The sequence below is a fragment of the Pseudomonas sp. S07E 245 genome (genome assembly GCF_019599025.1).
Classification (GTDB): Bacteria; Pseudomonadota; Gammaproteobacteria; order Pseudomonadales; family Pseudomonadaceae; genus Aquipseudomonas; species Aquipseudomonas shirazensis.
Genome location: NZ_CP080625.1, coordinates 169,080 through 186,039 on the forward strand (window position 1 = coordinate 169,080; position 16,960 = coordinate 186,039).

Here is a 16,960-nt window from a genome sequence, read left to right on the forward strand (position 1 = left end):
CGCGCAGGCCCGTCCGTTCTGAACCGAACAGGCCAGCGCAGCCCTTACTTACGTGGCGTGCGTGTGTCTTGAATACTCGATGCGAATACCTCGCTTCGATCATGCCCGCTGGTGCGCAGCAAACCCAGGTTCAAGGCATTCTCACCATCAGTGCGAGTGCTGTTCTTGATCACGTCAAGCAATGCCGTGCCCAGATCGACCGGCGAATTTGACGCATCCACAGCCACATCGCGGCGGTAGTCGCGGCCATATAGGGTCTGCTCGGTGACGGATGCAGCCTGCACCTTCCCCTGGCCTTTGCCTGACTGCAGCTTGGCACCTTCCAGTTTCAGATTGCCGCCGACGTTGAGCTGGACTTCATCGCGTCCACTCAAACTCGCTTGCTCGCTGACGGTGTCGCGCTGAACCTGCGACACGTCCAGTTTCAGCGTAGGCGACAGGCTTGGGTCGACCTTGCTGACCTGCTTGCCGAACTTGCCGGTGAGCTTGTCGCCCGCGGGACCTGCCAACGCAGCCAGGGCATTGTTGAAGCCCTGCGGATTGCGCTCGCGGCTCAAGCGCGCATCAACATCGACGCTGAGGTTGTTGACTTGGTCCTTGCGGCTGGCGACCAGTAGGTCGCCACCGATGTCGGCGTCGATGCGTCCTGCATCCAGGCGCGCGCTCAGCAAGCGACTGTCGCCGCTGCTGGTCAGGACGATGTGGTCGGCGCGCAGGTTGCTGGTGTTCCTGGTCTGGTTATCGCGTTGGTCGAGGTTGACCTTGACCCGGCCGTGCAGGCCTTGGCTGTCGAGGCTGCCGCTGGATTGGGCAAAGCCGGCGCCGGCAGTGACGGCGAGGTTGTCGCGCCGCTCGCTGTTCGATGAGCCTTCCAGCAGCAGGCCGCCGTTGTCTGCGGTGATCGCGATCTGCCCCGCCGTCGCCTGCAGCCCTTGCAGGTGCATGGCAGTTTCTTCGCGTGCGCTGCTGGCCAGGGCCAGCTTGCCGGTGGCGTCGATCTGCGCATCCACTGCCTGGCGCGAGGACTCATCCACACGACCATTGTTGAAGTGGCCGCCGACTGCGCCACCGCGGCTATCGCCTTGCTTGAGGGCCAATTCCAGGCCGCCGCCGAGGGCGTTGCCGTGGGCCTCGTGACTTGAGGTAGCGGCCTTGACCTGTAACAGCCCGGCGCTGTTCATATCGACGTTGGCGACCTTGGCCGCTCGGCTGCCGATACGTGTGCCTTCCAGCAACAGGTCGCCAGCACTGCTCAGGCTGACATCGCCCTTGGCGTCGATCTGGGCCACCTGCGCAGTCGTATCGTCGAGCGAGCGTTGCTCGCTCTTGAGATAGCCGCGCACTTCACCCCCCGTGCTGCCGGGGCGGTTGCCGCCTTTGGCCCAGGCGTTGCCCTCGATGGCATTGATCTGCTCGCTGTGCCGATCAGTGACCTGCACCAGGCTCAGTTGCCCGCCGCTGTGCAGGCTTACCCCCGCATCGCCACCGTCGAAGCGGCTGCCCTCATAGCGGCCTTCGCTGCCCAACTGAACCTGAATGCCTTGCTTGCCGTAGAGGCTGCCTGGGCGGGCCGTGTCCTTGCTGACAAGACTTGCCAGTGAGTCACCCTTGGCCGAGGCGCGCACATTGATGTCTTCGCCAGTGCTGGTGTCGACCCGCAGGTCGCCGCCATAGGCCAGGCGGTCGACCTTGCTCTGCTGCTGATCAACCGCCGCCGCCATGTGATGACGGTTGGCATCGATCTGCAGGGTGCCGGTATTGGCTCGCCATGCCGTACCTTGATCATCGATGCGATCTGCCTTGACCACCACCGAGCCACCACTCAGCTCGCTGACCTGCGCATAGCCGCGGCGCTGGTTTTCCAAGCGTTTGAGGTGCTCCACAGTCATGTCGGCGCCGGCGCTCGGGGCGACCAGCGCATCCTCCACAGAGGCCTGCTGGAAGCGCTGACCCTCACCGCCTGCGATCAGTTGCTCGATCGGCCGGGTGAGCCCGCGGTATTCCAGGCTGCCACCCAGGCTGGCGCTCCAGTCGTTACGGTTGTGCTCGCGCACTTCAGTGTCATGCACCGCCCGATTGTCGATGTGCTCGGCATCGATTTGCAGAGTATCGCCGGCAGTCACCCGTGCGGCTTCGGTGACCAGTTGCTTGCTGTTGATATGAAGGTTGCCTGTGGCCGAGAGTTCGCTGCGCTGCACCTTGCTGTCCTTTTGCTGTTGCGTATCGCGGTTGTGGTGGCCTTCGAAGGCCGCACCGAGCTTGTCGATGCCGCCGCTCAACAGCAGGCCGCCGCCGCTCTGGCTGGAGCTGTCGAGCGACTCGTGCTGATTGTGGGTGGCGCTCAGAGTGGTTTGCTCTGCGTTGATGTTCAGGTCGCCGTGGGTGGCCTTGACCTGTGAGCCGTTGACTTGCAGGTGGGCATCGCTGCGCAGGTCGACGTTGCCGGCTTGCAGCTCACTGCCCAGCTGGGTGGTGTCTTGCTGCTCATGCTGGCTGTTGACTACCTGATAGCCCAGGCCCGCCTGGTACTGGTGCGAAGCAGGCTTGCCGTCCTCAGCCTCCTGGGTCTGCTTGGCAGATGCGGTGAGGCCGCGTTGATGAGTTGAAGCCTGCTGCTGGGATCGAGACTGGGCACTGTCGATCAGCAGATCGCCCTTGGCGTCGACCTTCAACTGCTGGCCAGCCTTGAGCCTGGAGCCGTGAATGCGCATCTGCTCGGCGCTGGCCAGGTGCAGGTTGCTCTGGGCCTGCACTTCGCTGGCCTGGGCTTGTTCATGTTGCTCGGCGTCGTCCTTGCTCTTGCTTATGATGCCGAACAACTTGCTGTCGCGGCTGTGCGAGTTGGAGCTTGACTGGGTCTGCCCGCTGGTGACCTCGAGGCTGCCCTGGTCACTGTGCAGGACTGCATCGCTCTGGCTATGCACTTCACTGCCGCGGACGTTTATCGCGCCGGTGGCACTGGCGCTGACTTGGCCAGCCTGAAGGCGGCTGCCGCGGGCGGTTTCCTGATAGTCGTCGCTGTTACTGTCGCCATTCCACAGGTGTTTGCGATGGCGGATGGTTTGGTTTACCCGCGTGCTGTCGACAGCTGCGTCGATGTCCAGTTTGCCGCCGCTGGCGAGATTAATCTGGCCCTCGCTGGTTAGCGTTGCGGCAGCCATTCGCAGGTCGCCGCCCGACTGCAATTGGACCGCTTCGTCAGCCTTCAACGTGGTGCCTTGCACGGTGCGTTCGGTGGTAGTGCGGTCGCGGTTGTAAGTTTCGGTGGTCACGAACCACCAGCCTTTATCCCAGTTCTCCTGCTCGCGGGCGATGGTTTCGCGGGTAGTGGTATCCAGGGTCAGCTGTTGCCCGGCCTTGGCTTCGATACGCTTGGCCTGGCCATCAATAGCGCGCAGGGTCAAGTTGTCCCTGGCCTGCAGCCTCAACAGCCCCTGCTCACTGCGTAACGTGGCGGCCTGGCCGGGTTCACCGCTGATGAACAGATCGCCTGCCGAACCGATGCTGACGCCGTCACGGCCGTTGACCTGCACCGCGCCAACGCGCACGCCGGCACCTTCGCCAGTGCTGACTACCCGAATACGCCCTGCGTGCATCGCACCGAACAGCTGGGCGTCGATGCTCGAAGGCGTCGCAGCCAGGTGTTCGACGACGTTACCGGTCACCGCATCGATACGATTGCGGCCAACGGTGATGTTGAGGTCGTCCTTGGTGCCGAGCTCGCCCGTGCTGTGAATCTGCGGTGCGATCAGGTCCAGCGCACCGCCGTCGTTGCGTTGGCCGCCGCTCAGCACCTGCAGCGAGCCGCTCGCCTGCAAGGTATCGAGCAGCTTCAACTGCTGGTCCTGGACCTCTGCAGTACCGACCGCGAAGCCGGCCCGGGTGGTGTTGATGAAGCTGCCGCCGTTGAGGGTGATGCCGTTGGGGTTGGCGAGGATGTAGTTGGCCGCGCGACCGAAGATTTCCTGCGGGCCTTCGATCAGCGAGGCGTTGCGGCTGACCACCTCATTGAGGATGGTCGAAGCGGCCTGACCGTGAAACTGCGGGTTGGCCGCCAGGGCGCCGGCCAGTTGCGACTGGCCCGACTGCAGCGAGTTGTTGAGCACCAGCCCGGGCTTGCCGACGTTATAGTCGATGAACTGGTTGTGCGACAGGCCACTGGCATTTGGCGGGACGATTTCGATCACCGGCACGCCATGGGCCGGGTTGATCACGGGCGTTCCACCGGGGCCGCTGCTGGGCTGCAATGCGGGTTGGGCAAGGGCTGCGCCCGTGCAGAACAGGCCGACAAACACCGCCCAGCGCAGTGTGTCTGGTTGGATCAGGGGGAGTTGCGCAAGGTTTTTCATTATTGTTTTTCTCGTGGTGGTGGGTGAATCACAGGGACAGGCTCCAATCCAGCACCCAGAATCCCGGCTCGAGGGCCTGTCGAGAACGGTCACTGGCGTACAGCGGAAATTGATAGTCGAGGCGCAAACGGCTGCCCGGCAGGCTGACCTCGACGCCAGCGGCGGCGCCGGCCAGTCGTTGCCAGGGGCTGTCGCTGGTGAGGCGGGCCCAACCCAGGTCTAGGCTGAGTTGTGGGCGTAGCTGCAAGTTGAAGGGCAGGGGTATGGCCAAGGGTTGGCTAACGCTGTTGCGCCAGACCGCGCCGCTGGCGCCGGCGACGCTGTAGGCGCGAAAACCGCGTACCGCCGAGTCGTCGCTGAGCAGCAACTGTTCGATGGCCGGCAGCACATCGCGGCTGTACTGCAGATTGAGTTCGCTCTGCCAGCGCCAGGGGCTTTGCGCTGGCCCCTGACGCACATGCAGCAGATTTGCCCGGTACTTGAGAAACTGCGCTTGTGGATGCGCGGCTGCGCTAGCCGGTGGGTCTGCGCCAAACCAGGCCAAGCCGCGGGCAATGCCGAGGTAGCCGTGCCACAGGCCTGCCTCCAGCCACAGCAGATTGACCCCGGCGTCCAGCGTGGTCAGGGTCGGGCTCTGTAGTTGCAGCAGGCTGTCGTCGAGGCGGTTCTGCAGTTGCTTGTGGTCAAGCCGCGCGCTGGCGCTGAGCATGCCGTGCTGACCGCGCCAGAGCACGCGCTCGGCGCTCACGCCCTGGAAGCGGCTAGTGCCGTTGCTGGTGTAACGGGTATCCGGGATCGGCGCTCGGTAGCTCAGCTGGCTGGCGTTGACGGCGAACGTCCACGGGCCGTAGGGCACGCTGTAATACAGGCTGGCGCCCTGGCTCTGCCCCGGTGCGTCGAATACGGCGGCGTTGAGGGTCAGGCGCAGGTCGTCGTTGACCTGCAGCGGGCTGTCGACGCCGAGGCCGAGGCTCAACCTGTGGCGACCGGTAAGGGGGCTGCCGCGGTTGTCCAGGCGGCTGTCCAGGTGCCAGCGCGAACCCACTGCGCGCGGCTCGATGAGTATCTGGGTGCCGCCCTGCAGGGTGCCCGGCAGCAGCGCGGCAGTCAGGTCGTAGGCGCGCAGCCGATTGAGTTGGTCGAGGCCTTGCTCCAGATCAGGCAAGTACAACGGCCGGCCCAGCAGATTGGGAAAGGCGCCGCGTAACGACAATGGCAGGTCGGGATCGGCAAGCCTGATCGACTCGACAAAGCCTTCGATGATGACCACCTCGAGTGGCTTGCCAGTCGCCGGTTGCCGGGCCAGGTACGGTCGACTGGCCGGATAACCGGCGCGTACATAGAGTTCGGTGATGGCCTTGAGTAGGCGATTGAGATCGGCCACGCCCGTGCAGGATGGCAGCAGCGGCCGCAGGTGTTGTTCAAGGTCGGCGCTGGAGATCTGTTTGTTGCCGGTGATGCGCACACCGGAGATCGCCCAGCACTGTTGATCAGGCGGGGCTGACGTGGTCGACTCGACAGTGCTGTCGACCCGCCCCCGGCGCTGCCACTGCTGCAAACGCTGGTGCTGCTCGATTTGCTGCAGCGCGCGTTGTTGATCACGTATCTGCTGGCTGGCGGGGTCGCTGGCGAGCGCCTCTACTGTGCCAAAAAGGCCCAGCAAGAGGGCGCAAAGGATTAGTCGACCTACACGGGGCAGGCAAGTAGGCATTGTGAACTTCCGCAACTAGGGCACGGTTTGCGTGCTTCTTTGCGGAAATTTTAAGAAGTTGGCTATTGGAAAATATGCCGTACCTTGCCGACCGGAGCGTCAGACAAGTGTGCTAATTGTGTAGGAGATTTCTTGTCAGGAGCCGGCCGCTTCAGGGCCGGATCTCGATCATGGTGCCATCCTTGACCATGCTCCATACCTCGCGCATATCGGCATTGCGCATGGCGATACAGCCCTCGGTCCAGTCCAGGGTATGGAAATACCACTCCGGGTATTCCTCATCCAGCGGCGTACCGTGGATCATGATCATGCTGCCGGCGGATACGCCTGCGCGGCGGGCTTTGGCGGCGTCGGTGATGTTTGGGTAGGAGATGTGCATGGCCAGGTTGTAGCGGTCGCTGGCCTTGCGCCAATCGAGCCAGTAGAAACCTTCCGGGGTGCGTTTGTCGCCTTCGCGCTCCTTGGCGCCCTTGGGCTGCTTGCCCAGTGAGATGCGGTAGGTCTTGAGCGGCTCGCCGCGGCTGATCAGTTGCAGGCGGCGTTCGGACTTGAGCACCAGCACCTTGTCGATCAGTGGCTGCTGGGTCTGCTGCTGCTGCTGCTGCTGCTGCTGCTGCGCGGGCGCCTGGGTTTGCACCTGGCCCTGGGGCTTGCGAATGATGACTTCGGTAAACGCCGCTTGCGACACCGAAGCGACACCACAGCAGATAAGGGCTAGCAACCAACGCATGAAACGGTATCCCTGCAGACTAGGTAATGGGCGGCGCAACGGTCATCGGCGCCACGTATTCATGGCCTATGGGGAAGTGCTGCTCGATGCGGTCGCGATAATAGCATTCTAGTGTGCGTGCGACTGTGCGAAAAGCCAGATGGTCCCACGGGATCTCATGCTCCTCGAACAAACGCACCTCCAGGCTTTCGACGCCGACGGCATAGTCCAGATCGGCCAGTTCGGCGCGGAAGAACAGGTGCACCTGATTGATATGCGGCAGGTCGAACAGCTGATACAGCCTCATTTCGCCGACCCTGGCGCAGGCTTCTTCGACGGTTTCGCGACGAGCGGCCTGATCGATGGTCTCGCCGTTCTCCATGAAGCCTGCGGGCAGAGTCCAGAAGCCGCGGCGCGGCTCGATAGCGCGGCGGCACAGCAGCACCTGGCTGCCATGGGTCGGTAGCACCCCGGCGACGATGTTGGGGTTTTGGTAATGGATGGTCTGGCAATGGTCGCAGACGTAGCGCAGGCGGCTGTCGCCGTCGGGGATGCGCTGGATGACCGGCTTGCCGCACGCACTGCAGAAATTCATGCTTTGCTCCCTTTATATGCGCCTATCTTGGCGCGCCTTGCCGCCCGCCAGCAAGTGCCCGTCGGCCAGGGCTTGGGTGGCCCGCAGCTTTTGGTGCATCATGCACGGCAGGCCTTGCAATCGAGAGTGCGTATGCTGGACGAGCTGTTGCGCCGAATGAGCAACCATACCCCCGCGGCCATGGCGGGTGACCGTCGTTTTCCGGAAGCGGCGGTGCTGCTGCCCATCACCCGCAGCGATGAGCCCGAGCTGGTCTTGACCCTGCGGGCCAAGGGCCTGTCGACCCATGGCGGCGAAGTGGCGTTTCCCGGTGGACGGCGTGACCCGGAAGATCCGGATCTGGTGTTCACCGCGCTGCGCGAAGCCCATGAAGAGATCGGCCTGCCGCCGGGCCTGGTGGAAGTGATCGGGCCGCTCAGCCCGCTGATTTCGCTGCATGGCCTGAAGGTGACGCCGTTCGTCGGTTTGATCCCTGACTACGTCGAATACCGGCCCAACGACGCCGAGATTGCCGCGGTGTTCAGCGTGCCGCTGGAGTTCTTCCGTCAGGACCCGCGCGACCACACCCACCGCATCGATTATCAAGGCCGCAGTTGGTATGTGCCCAGCTATCGCTATGAGGGCTACAAGATCTGGGGTTTGTCGGCGATCATGATCGTCGAACTGGTCAACCTGTTGTATGACGCAGGTATCAGCCTGCATCAGCCGCCTGAGCGTTTCATCAATATCTGAGTGGGGTCGACCCCACCAAGCCGCCGACCGTGAGGAGCCAACCATGAAGTACCGCCTGGGTGACATGCACGTAGAGACCCATCCCACCAGCTGGACGGCACCGACCGCCACGCTGATCGGCAAGGTCCGCCTGCAGGCCGGGGCCAGCGTGTGGTTTGGCGCGGTGCTGCGCGGCGACAACGAGCTGATCGACATCGGCGAGGGCAGTAATGTCCAGGACGGCACCGTAATGCACACCGACATGGGCTCGCCGCTGACCATCGGCAAGGGCGTGACCATTGGCCACAACGCCATGCTGCATGGCTGCACGGTTGGCGACCACAGCCTGATCGGCATCAACGCGGTGGTGCTCAACGGCGCGCGTATCGGCAAACACTGCATCATCGGCGCCAATGCGCTGATTGCAGAAGGCAAGGAAATCCCTGACGGCTCGTTGGTGATGGGCTCGCCGGGCAAGGTCGTGCGCGAGCTGACCGATGCGCAGAAAAGCATGCTCGAAGCCAGCGCCGCTCACTACGTGCACAACGCCGAGCGCTATGCCCGCGACCTCGCTGTGCAGGAAGACTGACATGAGCGAAGTCGAACGTCCGGTCAGCTCGCCCTGCGTGAACATCTGCGCGCTGGATGAGCAGGATATCTGCACCGGTTGCCAGCGCAGCGTGGCCGAGATCAGCCGCTGGGGGCGGATGGATAACGACGAACGTCGGCAGGTACTCAGGCTGTGCCATGAGCGGGCGCTGGCGTCCGGGATGATTGTTGGCCTGTGAGGCTGGCGTTGACTTGAAAATCAAGTAATCTGTGCGGCTTGCCCGAAGGTCGCTCACCATGTTCTATCTGCTCGCCTATATCAGCAGCGTAGTGCTGATCAACTACGCGTTTTCCAGCGCTCCGCATCTGGACGTGATCTGGTCCGCCTGGGGCGGGCTGGTGTTCATTCTGCGTGACATGGTGCAAACCCGCTTTGGCCACGGCGCGCTGGTGGCGATGCTGGCCGCGCTGGTGCTGTCGTACATCACCTCGGAACCGGCCATCGCCCTGGCCAGCGCCACCGCGTTCTTTGTCTCCGAACTGATCGACTGGCTGGTGTTCAGCATCACCAAGCGGCCGCTGCGCGATCGCCTGTGGCTGAGTTCGGCGCTGAGCATTCCGGTGGACACCTTTATCTTCTTCGGCATGATCGGCGCGTTGACGCCGCTTGTGGTCGGCACCGCCATGGCCTCCAAGTTTGCCGGCGTCAGCGCCGTGTGGTTGGCGATGACCTGGCGCGCACGCAAGGCAGCGCTGCTGCGCTGAGCGCCGCGCCTGTTGTAGAATACCGGTCCTTTTTCAGCGGGTAGCGCTCAGCCTGACGCCGCCCCGCACGCCCACGAGGACCTGAAATGACCCGTATCGGAACTCCACTGTCGCCGACCGCGACCCGTGTACTGCTGTGCGGCTGCGGCGAGCTGGGCAAAGAAGTGGTGATCGAGCTGCAGCGCCTGGGCGTCGAAGTGATCGCCGTCGACCGCTACGCCAACGCGCCGGCCATGCAGGTCGCGCACCGCAGCCACGTCATCAACATGCTTGATGGGGTTGCGCTGCGGGCAGTGATCGAGGCAGAAAAACCGCATTACATCGTCCCTGAAATCGAAGCCATCGCCACCGCGACTCTGGTCGAGCTGGAAAACGAAGGCTTCAACGTGGTGCCAACCGCACGCGCGACTCAGCTGACCATGAACCGCGAAGGCATTCGTCGCCTGGCCGCCGAAGAGCTGGACCTGCCGACCTCGCCGTACCACTTCGCCGACACCTTCGAAGACTACGCCAGCGCCGTCAATGACCTCGGCTACCCGTGCGTGGTCAAGCCGGTGATGAGTTCGTCGGGCAAGGGCCAGAGCCTGCTGCGCAGCGCCGATGACCTGCAACAGGCCTGGGACTACGCCCAGGAAGGCGGCCGCGCCGGCAAAGGTCGGGTAATCGTCGAAGGCTTTATCGACTTTGAATACGAGATCACCCTGCTGACCGTGCGCCACGTCGGTGGTACCACCTTCCTTGCGCCGGTCGGCCATCGTCAGGAGAAGGGTGATTATCAAGAGTCTTGGCAGCCACAGGCGATGAGCGCCAAGGCTTTGGCCGAGTCGCAGCGCGTCGCCCAGGCAGTCACCGATGCCCTCGGCGGGCGTGGCCTGTTTGGCGTCGAGCTGTTCGTCAAAGGCGATCAGGTGTGGTTCAGCGAAGTCTCGCCGCGCCCGCACGATACCGGCCTGGTCACCTTGATTTCCCAAGACCTGTCGCAGTTTGCCCTGCACGCACGGGCGATCCTCGGCCTGCCGATTCCACTGGTGCGTCAGTTTGGTCCGTCGGCGTCGGCGGTGATCCTGCCGCAAGGCAAGTCGCAGCAGACCAGCTTCGCCAACCTTGGCGCTGCCCTGAGCGAGCCTGACACGGCGATCCGCCTGTTCGGCAAGCCCGAAATCGACGGCCAGCGCCGCATGGGCGTGTGCCTGGCGCGTGACGAGTCGATCGAGGCCGCACGGGCCAAGGCGACCCGTTCAGCGCAGGCGGTCAAGGTCGAGTTCTGATTCAGCAATGGGGCTGCCTTGCAGCCCCAACTTCCATCAGAGGTGCGCGTTGCGCGTCTCCTTCAGGCACAGCACAGCCAGCAGGCTGATCAGCGCTGCCGCCGACACATACCCGCCAACCCAGCTCAAACCGCCCATGCTCACCAGCTTCTGGGCAAAGAACGGTGCCGCCGAGGCGCCGACAATACCGCCCAGGTTATACGCCGCCGACGCGCCGGTATAACGCACCTGAGTCGGGAACAGCTCGGGCAGCAACGCGCCCATCGGCGCGAAGGTCACGCCCATCAAGAACAGTTCGATCGCCAGAAACAGCGCCACGCCCGCGGTCGAGCCTGAGGTCAGCAGTGGCTCCATGGTAAAGCCCGACGCAATTGCCAGCAGTGCGCCGACGATCAGCACCGGTTTGCGCCCGTAGCGGTCGCTGAGCCAGGCCGACAGCGGCGTGGCCAGGGCCATGAACACCACCGCAAAGCACAGCAGGCCGAGGAAAGTCTCGCGGCTGTAGCCAAGGGTGCTCACGCCATAGCTGAGCGAGAATACCGTCGAGATGTAGAACAGCGCATAGCACACGACCATGGCCGCGGCGCCGAGCAGGGTTGGCCGCCAGTGTTTGGCAAAGAGATCCACTACCGGCATCTTCACCCGCTGATTGTCGGCAATGGCCTTGGCGAACACCGGGCTCTCTTCAAGCTTGAGGCGCACATACAGACCGACCAGCACCAGTGCGGCGCTGAGCAGGAATGGGATGCGCCAGCCCCATGCGCGGAACTGCTCGTCACTCAGGCCCAGAGCGAGGCCGAGGAACAGCCCGTTGGCCGCCAGAAAACCAATCGACGGGCCAAGTTGCGGGAACATGCCGAACCAGGCGCGCTTGCCTGGCGGGGCGTTCTCTGTGGCCAGCAGTGCTGCGCCGCCCCATTCGCCACCCAGGCCCAGGCCTTGGCCAAAGCGCAGGATGCACAGGATGATCGGTGCCCACACACCAATGCTGTCGTAGCCCGGCAGCACACCGATCAGCGTGGTCGACACGCCCATCAGCAGCAGCGAGGCAACCAGAGTCGATTTACGGCCGATCCGGTCGCCAAAATGGCCGAACAGGGCGGAACCCAACGGCCGCGCCATGAAGGCGATGCCGAAAGTCAGAAACGCCGCGAGCATCTGCGCGGTGCCCGAGCCGGACGGGAAGAACACCGGGCCGATCACCAGCGCGGCGGCGGTGGCGTAGACATAGAAGTCGTAGAACTCGATCGCGGTGCCGATAAAGCTGGCGGTAGCCACCCTCGCTGGCGAGTTGACCGGTGCTGCCGGGGTCGAATCGGAATAGGTGCTGCTGGTGGTCATCTGTGTAGATCCCTGACAGTCGAAGCTCCATGGCCGGCGCAGGTCAGACAGGCAGCTGCGCGCGCACAGGCGCTGGAGCGAATGGTTGTGGGTCGCTCGACTGATCAAAGCCCTGGGGGTAGGCGAGGGGAGCGGGCACTGTTCAGGATGGTGAGGCAGGCGCGCGGGGTACATCAGTGGAGCGGACTGGCCGTGTGGCGCCAAATGCGGATAGCGGGCGCGACGGCAGGGCTGGGTAAGCGTGACACGAGTATAGCTAGCGGGTCACGGTCCAGACCAGTACCTTGCTCGCACAATTGTCTTCGGTTTCAAGGATTTCCAGCCGGTAGCGGCCAATCTTCAGGCACACGGCACTGGCCGGGATGCTTTCCAGTGCCTCGGTGACCAACCCGTTGAGGGTCTTCGGCCCGCCGTCACAGGGCAAATGCCAGCCCAGGCTGCGGTTGACCTCGCGCAGCGAGGCGGCGCCTTCGATGACGAAGCGGCCGTCGGCCTGCGGATGAATGTGCGGGTTCTGCGGGCTTTGCTCGTCCTCGAACTCGCCGACGATTTCTTCGAGGATGTCTTCCAGAGTGACGATGCCCAGCACTTCGCCGTATTCATCGACCACCACGCCAAGGCGCCGTTGCTGCTTGTGAAAGTTCAGCAGCTGCATCTGCAGTGGCGTGCTTTCGGGTACGAAGTAGGGCTCATAGCAGGCGGCGGCAATCGCCTCCAGGGTCAGCTCGGCGTGTGGCAGCAGATGGCTGATCAGCTTGGTGTTGAGGATTGCCTCGACCTGGTTGATGTCGTTGTGAAACACCGGCAGGCGGGTATGCCGGCTGACGATCAGTTGTTCGATGATGCGTTCGATAGGGTCGTCGAGATTGATCCCATCGACTTCGTTGCGTGGCACCAGAATGTCGTTGACGGTGATCTCGTCAAGTGAACGCAAACCATCGAGCATGCCGTGGCGCTGGGCTTCGAACTCGTCCTGATCGTCATCGTCGTTATTCTGTGGGTGCAGCGCAACCGCAGTCGGCGCCGGGCGGAACGGGCGCAGGATGAGCTTGGCGATGCCGTCGAGCAGGCACGCCAGCGGTTGCAGCAGAGTCAGCGGCAACTTCAGCAGGTTGGCGCCAAGGCTGACGAACGCTTCCGGATTACGCCGTACCATTCGCCGCGGCAGGTATTCGGCCAGTACCAGCACCAAGACCGCAGCCATCAGACCGCCCAGCCAGAAGCCGTGCTCGCCGCTGTAGCGCTGACCCAACAGGCAGCCCAGGCCAAACACCAGTAGCTTGCCCAGGCTGGCGCCGAACACCAACGCCTGAGCCGGCAAGGCAGGTGCGGCAGGCTCTGTGCCACGTGGTTGCGCGTTGAGTTGTTGGCGGGCGCTATCGACCGCAGTGAACAATGCCGCCCACAGCAGCGCCAGGGCCAGGCAACCCAGCAGTGGCGCATGCAACTGGACGAACAGCGGCAGACTATCCATGGACCACCGTCAGATATGCAGGATGAATTCGCGTACCAGCTTGCTGCCGAAATAGGCCAGCATCAGCAGGCAGAAACCGGCCAGGGTCCAGCGGATCGCCTTGTGCCCGCGCCAGCCCAGGCGGGTGCGGCCCCACAGCAGCACGCTGAACACCACCCACGCCACGCAGGCGAGCAAGGTCTTGTGCACCAGGTGCTGGGCAAACAGGTTGTCGAGGAACAGCCAGCCCGAGATCAGTGACAGCGACAGCAGTGCCCAGCCGGCCCAGAGGAAGCCGAACAGCAGGCTTTCCATGGTTTGCAGCGGCGGGAAGTTGCGGATCAGCCCGGACGGGTGCTTGTGCTTGAGCTGGTAGTCCTGCAGCAACAGCAGCAGCGCCTGGAACACGGCGATGGTGAACAGCCCGTATGCCAGGATCGACAGCAGGATATGGGCAAGGATGCCCGGTTCTTCGTTGATCAGCGGCACTGTACCTGCGGGGGCGAACTGCGCCAGCAAGGCGGTGATCGCGCCGAGCGGGAACAGCAGGACCAGCAGGTTCTCCACCGGAATGCGCAGGCACGCCAGCAGGGTCAGGGCGATCACTGCGACGGCGATCAGGCTCGAGGCACTGAAGAAGTCCAGGCTCAGCCCCAACGGGGTGATCAACTGGAAGAACAGCGCGCCGGCCTGGGCGATGACCGCGATCGTGCCGAGCAGACCGAGCAGGCGCTTGTCGGCACGCGTGCCCTGGGCCAGGCGCATGCTGTGGTAGATCGCAGCGGCAATATAAAGGCCGGCGGCGAGCAGATTGGGGATGAGGCTGGGTGAAGAGAGCATAAGTCCTGATAGGCAAGCCCGGGAAGATCGCGAGTTTGGCATAGAACGCGGGTGCCAAGGAAGGCCGAAGCACGGCTCTGCCGTTGATCCAGCGCAGGCCTCGCGCTGCGGATGATTGGGCCGATGGTCCTGTACATGGTGTGCGCGGCGTCAAGTCTCCGCTATAATCGCCGGCTTGCTGTTCCCCGTGCGTGTCGATTACCGCCGGGGCGCCTGACAAATCGCGGCTTTGCCAAGCCTGAAAGGATCACCATGTTCGAAAACCTGACCGACCGCCTGTCACAGACGCTGCGCCATGTCACCGGCAAGGCCAAGCTGACCGAAGACAACATCAAGGACACGCTGCGCGAAGTGCGCATGGCGTTGCTCGAAGCCGACGTTGCGCTGCCGGTGGTCAAGGATTTCGTCAACAGCATCAAGGAACGCGCAATCGGCACCGAGGTGTCGCGCAGCCTGAGCCCGGGCCAGGCGTTCGTGAAGATCGTCCAGGCCGAACTCGAAAGCCTGATGGGCGCAGCCAACGAAGACCTTGCCCTGAACGCCGCCCCGCCCGCCGTGGTGCTGATGGCCGGCCTGCAGGGTGCGGGCAAGACCACCACCGCCGGCAAGCTGGCGCGCTTCCTTAAAGAGCGCAAGAAGAAGTCGGTAATGGTGGTGTCTGCCGACGTCTATCGTCCGGCGGCGATCAAACAGCTGGAGACCCTGGCAGGCGAAGTCGGCGTGACCTTCTTCCCGTCCGACATCAGCCAGAAGCCTGTGGCAATCGCTGAAGCGGCGATCCGCGAGGCCAAGCTCAAGTTCATCGACGTGGTCATCCTCGACACCGCCGGTCGTCTGCACATCGACAGCGACATGATGGACGAGATCAAGGCGCTGCACGCTGCGGTCAAGCCGGTCGAGACCCTGTTCGTGGTCGACGCCATGACCGGTCAGGATGCCGCCAATACCGCCAAGGCGTTTGGTGATGCGCTGCCGCTGACCGGCGTAGTGCTGACCAAAGTCGACGGTGACGCCCGTGGCGGTGCCGCGCTGTCGGTACGCTCGATCACCGGCAAGCCGATCAAGTTCATCGGTATGGGCGAGAAGAGCGACGCGCTCGAGCCGTTCCACCCTGACCGTATCGCCTCGCGCATCCTCGGCATGGGCGACGTGCTCAGCCTGATCGAGCAGGCCGAGCAGACCATCGACAAGGCCAAGGCCGACAAGCTGGCCAAGAAGCTGAAGAAGGGCAAGGGCTTCGACCTCGAAGACTTCCGCGACCAGCTGCAACAGATGAAGAACATGGGCGGCCTCGGCGGCTTGATGGACAAGCTGCCGAGCATCGGCGGGGTCAACCTGTCGCAGATGGGCAATGCCCAGGGCGCGGCCGAGAAGCAGTTCAAGCAGATGGAAGCGATGATCAACTCGATGACCCCGGCCGAGCGCCGCGATCCCGATTTGATCAGCGGTTCGCGCAAGCGCCGCATCGCCCTCGGCTCCGGCACTCAGGTGCAGGACGTCGGCCGGTTGATCAAGCAGCACAAGCAAATGCAGAAGATGATGAAGAAATTTTCCACCAAGGGCGGCATGTCGAAGATGATGCGCGGCCTTGGCGGCATGATGCCAGGTGGCGGCATGCCCAAGATGTAACCCTACTCAGGCCAGTGGCGCGAAGGCGCGGCTGGCCGGGATCCCGCTTCGGCGGGGACACCGCTGCCTTGCGAGAGGCAGCTTTATCGCAGATCGGCAGGCGGGTCTTTTTTCAGGGTGAACAACCCGGTGAAAAAAGGCATTTGCAAATGTCCGGATATTCCTTGAGAATATGCGGCCTTTCGGGCACCCGTGTGCCCGCTGTGCATCATGATTTGCAGCACCGACTACAGGAACGATGTTCAATGCTTACCATTCGTCTTGCCCGTGGCGGCTCCAAAAAGCGCCCGTTCTACCAACTGACCGTAACCGACTCGCGTAACCCGCGTGACGGCTCCCACATCGAACAGGTTGGCTTCTTCAACCCAGTCGCTCGTGGTCAGGAAGTTCGTCTGTCCGTTAAACAAGACCGCGTTGCTCACTGGTTGAGCGTTGGCGCACAGCCGTCTGAGCGTGTTGCTCAGCTGCTGAAGGAAGCTGCCAAGGCTGCTGCCTGAACAGTATGAACGCGACGCCAGAAAAGGCTGACGACCTCATCGTCGTTGGCAAGATTTTTTCGGTACACGGCGTTCGCGGCGAGGTGAAGGTTTATTCCTTTACCGATCCGATTGAAAACCTGTTGGATTACCAGAACTGGACGCTTCGGCGCGAAGGGACGGTCAAGCAGGTCGAGCTGGTCAGTGGTCGTTCCAATAAAAAGGAGCTGGTCGCCAAGCTCAAGGGCCTCGACGATCGTGACGAAGCACGTCTTCTGAGCGGTTACGAGATTTGCATCTCGCGAAGCCTTTTGCCCAACCTGACTGACGACGAGTACTACTGGTACCAGTTGCAAGGTCTGAAAGTCATCAACCAGGACGAGCATCTGTTCGGCACGGTTGATCATCTGTTGGAGACCGGCGCGAACGATGTAATGGTGGTCAAGCCTTGTGCAGGCAGCCTGGATGACCGTGAGCGTCTGTTGCCCTATACGGCGCAATGCGTGCTTGCAGTCGACCTTGAAGCCGGCGTGATGCGGGTCGAATGGGACGCGGATTTCTAAC

Annotated in this window: 15 protein-coding genes; 8 read left to right on the forward strand and 7 right to left on the reverse strand. The window is 63.1% G+C overall.

The genetic code is table 11. The features are described from left to right. Nucleotides 1-44: 44 nt before the first annotated feature. The 4 genes from K3F44_RS00770 to K3F44_RS00785 form a co-directional block, all read right to left on the reverse strand. On the reverse strand, nucleotides 45-4,349 hold the full coding sequence (locus K3F44_RS00770) for a hemagglutinin repeat-containing protein (protein WP_220633182.1): 4,305 nt from the start codon (nucleotides 4,347-4,349) through the stop codon (nucleotides 45-47). A 28-nt stretch (nucleotides 4,350-4,377) separates the two neighbouring features. After that, on the reverse strand, nucleotides 4,378-6,060 hold the full coding sequence (locus K3F44_RS00775) for a ShlB/FhaC/HecB family hemolysin secretion/activation protein (RefSeq protein ID WP_188035499.1): 1,683 nt from the start codon (nucleotides 6,058-6,060) through the stop codon (nucleotides 4,378-4,380). 151 nt (nucleotides 6,061-6,211) lie between these two features. Continuing rightward, on the reverse strand, nucleotides 6,212-6,790 hold the full coding sequence (locus tag K3F44_RS00780) for a murein L,D-transpeptidase family protein (protein ID WP_188035500.1): 579 nt from the start codon (nucleotides 6,788-6,790) through the stop codon (nucleotides 6,212-6,214). Between the two features lie 19 nt (nucleotides 6,791-6,809). Continuing rightward, nucleotides 6,810-7,364: an NUDIX hydrolase gene (locus K3F44_RS00785; RefSeq protein ID WP_101317077.1), complete on the reverse strand. Its 555-nt coding sequence runs from the start codon at nucleotides 7,362-7,364 to the stop codon at nucleotides 6,810-6,812. Nucleotides 7,365-7,496: 132 nt separating this feature from the next. On the opposite strand from K3F44_RS00785, the gene K3F44_RS00790 reads away from it, so the two are divergent. From K3F44_RS00790 to purT, 5 genes are all read left to right on the forward strand, one after another. Further along, on the forward strand, nucleotides 7,497-8,096 hold the full coding sequence (locus tag K3F44_RS00790; RefSeq protein WP_101317079.1) for a CoA pyrophosphatase: 600 nt from the start codon (nucleotides 7,497-7,499) through the stop codon (nucleotides 8,094-8,096). A 43-nt stretch (nucleotides 8,097-8,139) separates the two neighbouring features. Continuing rightward, entirely contained in the window at nucleotides 8,140-8,664 is a 525-nt protein-coding gene (locus K3F44_RS00795) for a gamma carbonic anhydrase family protein (protein WP_101317081.1), read from the forward strand. A 1-nt stretch (nucleotide 8,665) separates the two neighbouring features. After that, nucleotides 8,666-8,863 carry a DUF1289 domain-containing protein gene (locus tag K3F44_RS00800; protein ID WP_101317083.1) on the forward strand — a complete coding sequence of 66 codons (198 nt, stop codon included), beginning with the start codon at nucleotides 8,666-8,668 and terminating at the stop codon, nucleotides 8,861-8,863. A gap of 58 nt (nucleotides 8,864-8,921) precedes the next feature. Next, nucleotides 8,922-9,389 carry a VUT family protein gene (locus K3F44_RS00805; protein ID WP_101317085.1) on the forward strand — a complete coding sequence of 156 codons (468 nt, stop codon included), beginning with the start codon at nucleotides 8,922-8,924 and terminating at the stop codon, nucleotides 9,387-9,389. 86 nt (nucleotides 9,390-9,475) lie between these two features. Next, nucleotides 9,476-10,657 carry a formate-dependent phosphoribosylglycinamide formyltransferase gene (purT, locus tag K3F44_RS00810; RefSeq protein ID WP_101317087.1) on the forward strand — a complete coding sequence of 394 codons (1,182 nt, stop codon included), beginning with the start codon at nucleotides 9,476-9,478 and terminating at the stop codon, nucleotides 10,655-10,657. Between the two features lie 36 nt (nucleotides 10,658-10,693). Here purT and K3F44_RS00815 read toward each other — a convergent pair whose 3' ends face one another. The 3 genes from K3F44_RS00815 to K3F44_RS00825 all read right to left on the reverse strand — a co-directional run bounded on the left by K3F44_RS00815 (nucleotide 10,694) and on the right by K3F44_RS00825 (nucleotide 14,291). Beyond that, nucleotides 10,694-11,998, reverse strand: coding sequence for an MFS transporter (locus tag K3F44_RS00815; RefSeq protein WP_181109152.1), 1,305 nt, complete (start codon nucleotides 11,996-11,998; stop codon nucleotides 10,694-10,696). A 256-nt stretch (nucleotides 11,999-12,254) separates the two neighbouring features. Beyond that, entirely contained in the window at nucleotides 12,255-13,472 is a 1,218-nt protein-coding gene (locus K3F44_RS00820; protein ID WP_220633183.1) for a transporter associated domain-containing protein, read from the reverse strand. Between the two features lie 9 nt (nucleotides 13,473-13,481). Next, complete coding sequence (locus K3F44_RS00825; protein ID WP_101317093.1) at nucleotides 13,482-14,291, reverse strand: inner membrane protein YpjD; 810 nt, start codon at nucleotides 14,289-14,291, stop codon at nucleotides 13,482-13,484. A gap of 252 nt (nucleotides 14,292-14,543) precedes the next feature. On the opposite strand from K3F44_RS00825, the gene ffh reads away from it, so the two are divergent. The 3 genes from ffh (at nucleotide 14,544) to rimM (ending at nucleotide 16,959) form a co-directional block, all read left to right on the forward strand. Next, a complete protein-coding gene (gene ffh / locus K3F44_RS00830; RefSeq protein ID WP_101317095.1) occupies nucleotides 14,544-15,920 on the forward strand; it encodes a signal recognition particle protein in 1,377 nt (458 codons plus the stop codon). 245 nt (nucleotides 15,921-16,165) lie between these two features. Further along, complete coding sequence (gene rpsP / locus K3F44_RS00835) at nucleotides 16,166-16,417, forward strand: 30S ribosomal protein S16 (protein WP_101317097.1); 252 nt, start codon at nucleotides 16,166-16,168, stop codon at nucleotides 16,415-16,417. 5 nt (nucleotides 16,418-16,422) lie between these two features. Next, the gene (gene rimM / locus K3F44_RS00840; RefSeq protein ID WP_101317099.1) at nucleotides 16,423-16,959 is read left to right on the forward strand and encodes a ribosome maturation factor RimM; all 537 of its coding nucleotides are present in this window, start codon (nucleotides 16,423-16,425) and stop codon (nucleotides 16,957-16,959) included. The last annotated feature ends 1 nt before the right edge of the window (nucleotide 16,960 follow it).

Excerpts from the sequence above, each read along its gene's own strand:
- K3F44_RS00790 (WP_101317079.1), top strand. The coding sequence starts at position 7,497 with ATGCTGGACGAGCTGTTGCGCCGAATGAGCAACCATACCCCCGCGGCC.
- K3F44_RS00815 (WP_181109152.1), bottom strand. The coding sequence starts at position 11,998 with ATGACCACCAGCAGCACCTATTCCGATTCGACCCCGGCAGCACCGGTC.
- K3F44_RS00820 (WP_220633183.1), bottom strand. The coding sequence starts at position 13,472 with ATGGATAGTCTGCCGCTGTTCGTCCAGTTGCATGCGCCACTGCTGGGT.
- K3F44_RS00785 (WP_101317077.1), bottom strand. The coding sequence starts at position 7,364 with ATGAATTTCTGCAGTGCGTGCGGCAAGCCGGTCATCCAGCGCATCCCC.
- rpsP (WP_101317097.1), top strand. The coding sequence starts at position 16,166 with ATGCTTACCATTCGTCTTGCCCGTGGCGGCTCCAAAAAGCGCCCGTTC.
- K3F44_RS00800 (WP_101317083.1), top strand. The coding sequence starts at position 8,666 with ATGAGCGAAGTCGAACGTCCGGTCAGCTCGCCCTGCGTGAACATCTGC.
- K3F44_RS00805 (WP_101317085.1), top strand. The coding sequence starts at position 8,922 with ATGTTCTATCTGCTCGCCTATATCAGCAGCGTAGTGCTGATCAACTAC.
- K3F44_RS00780 (WP_188035500.1), bottom strand. The coding sequence starts at position 6,790 with ATGCGTTGGTTGCTAGCCCTTATCTGCTGTGGTGTCGCTTCGGTGTCG.
- K3F44_RS00775 (WP_188035499.1), bottom strand. The coding sequence starts at position 6,060 with ATGCCTACTTGCCTGCCCCGTGTAGGTCGACTAATCCTTTGCGCCCTC.
- K3F44_RS00770 (WP_220633182.1), bottom strand. The coding sequence starts at position 4,349 with ATGAAAAACCTTGCGCAACTCCCCCTGATCCAACCAGACACACTGCGC.
- K3F44_RS00825 (WP_101317093.1), bottom strand. The coding sequence starts at position 14,291 with ATGCTCTCTTCACCCAGCCTCATCCCCAATCTGCTCGCCGCCGGCCTT.
- ffh (WP_101317095.1), top strand. The coding sequence starts at position 14,544 with ATGTTCGAAAACCTGACCGACCGCCTGTCACAGACGCTGCGCCATGTC.
- purT (WP_101317087.1), top strand. The coding sequence starts at position 9,476 with ATGACCCGTATCGGAACTCCACTGTCGCCGACCGCGACCCGTGTACTG.
- K3F44_RS00795 (WP_101317081.1), top strand. The coding sequence starts at position 8,140 with ATGAAGTACCGCCTGGGTGACATGCACGTAGAGACCCATCCCACCAGC.
- rimM (WP_101317099.1), top strand. The coding sequence starts at position 16,423 with ATGAACGCGACGCCAGAAAAGGCTGACGACCTCATCGTCGTTGGCAAG.